Annotated in this window: 2 protein-coding genes; one reads left to right on the plus strand and one right to left on the minus strand. The window is 68.2% G+C overall.

The genetic code is table 11. From position 1 onward, the window contains the following. On the minus strand, positions 1-416 hold a 416-nt coding region (locus AB0M76_RS43460; protein WP_365958295.1), incomplete at its 3' end, for a winged helix-turn-helix domain-containing protein. 57 nt (positions 417-473) lie between these two features. Between AB0M76_RS43460 and AB0M76_RS43465 the strand changes: the two genes are divergently transcribed. Beyond that, positions 474-1,379, plus strand: a complete 906-nt coding sequence (locus AB0M76_RS43465) for a S41 family peptidase (protein ID WP_365958296.1) — start codon at positions 474-476, stop codon at positions 1,377-1,379. Positions 1,380-1,390 lie beyond the last annotated feature (11 nt).

Genomic DNA, 1,390 nt, shown 5'->3' on the forward strand with positions numbered 1-1,390 from the left:
TCTCTTGCCTTCGTGGGGCTGAGACGCAGGTGGCGCAGTGTCAGGTGGGTCTCGGCGGGGGAGAGGTCCAGCTCCTGGGCGAACACGGCGAGCATCGCGGCGGTGCCTGCCGCTTGGGGTTCGGCGACGACCATGTGGCGGGCCGTGCGCCGGTAGTACTGCTCGGTGCCACCGCGCACCTGGCGGGTTTCGGCGATGTGGACCAGACCGGCTTCGCGGAGCACTTTGAGGTGGTGGGCCACGTTGCCCTTCTTCGCTTCGAGCCGTGCCGCAAGCTGCCTGACGGTGGCAGGCCGGTGGCCCAGGGCGAAGAGCAACCGCTGACGCAACGGGTGGGCGAGAGCTGCGAACTGCTCAGGCGCACCGATCTCCAGAACATCCTCAAGGGGTGGCAGATAGGGAGGCCGATCACGCATACCAAAAGTGTCTAAACTCTTTGACGCTTTCGCAAGGGCACTGCTCTACTCCCTGCCATGACGACTTCAACGAAGCTTCCGCCGGCCCCTGTCATCGACGAGACAGCCCGGCTCCTGATCGAGCACTACGTTTTCCCCGAGATAGCCGAGCAACTCGCCGGCCTGCTGCAACGACGCCTCGCCGAGGGCGCCTATGACGTCGACGACGCCGAGGAGCTCGCCCGGTTGGTCACCGCGGACCTTCAGTCCGTCAATGGCGACCGACACCTGAGGCTGAAGCACCACGCCGACCCGGTGTCCCCGAAGCAGGGGGCGGCCACCTTGGACGCCATGCGTCGGGACTTCGACACCTCGCTGGGCGGTGCGCCCCGGGTGCAGTTGCTCGACGGAGGGGTCGCCGTACTGGAGCTGGCTCCGATGCTGTTTCCGCTGGAGTGGGCCGCCGAACCGCTGGGCGCCGCGCTCACCCTGGCCTCCCGCGCCCAGGCGCTGATCGTGGACCTTCGCACCAACCGGGGCGGCGACCCGGACACGGTCGCCTTCGTCTGCAGTTACCTACTCGACGAGCGCACCCACCTCAACACCATGCACTGGCGCGACGGCGAGCGCAGCGAGCAGTCCTGGAGCCTGCCGCACGTTCCCGGCGCGCGCTTCGGCGGCAGCAAGCCGTTGTATGTGCTGTCCAGCGACAGCACCTTCTCTGCCGCTGAAGAGCTGGCGTACGACCTCCAGCAGCTCGGACGCGCCGTAGTCGTCGGCGAGCCCACCCGCGGCGGCGCACACCCGTGCAAGGGCTGGACCGTGCACCCACACCTGGAAGCCACTGTCCCCATGGGCCGCGCCATCAACCCCGTCTCCAACACGAACTGGGAGGGCACCGGCGTGCAGCCGGACATCCCTTGCGCCGCTGCTGACTCCCTCGCCCACGCACACGCACTGGCCCTCGCCCGACTGGCAGGCTGACCCAATCCAGG

Source organism: Streptomyces sp. NPDC051364 (genome assembly GCF_040682115.1).
In the GTDB taxonomy this organism is placed as follows: Bacteria; Actinomycetota; Actinomycetes; order Streptomycetales; family Streptomycetaceae; genus Streptomyces.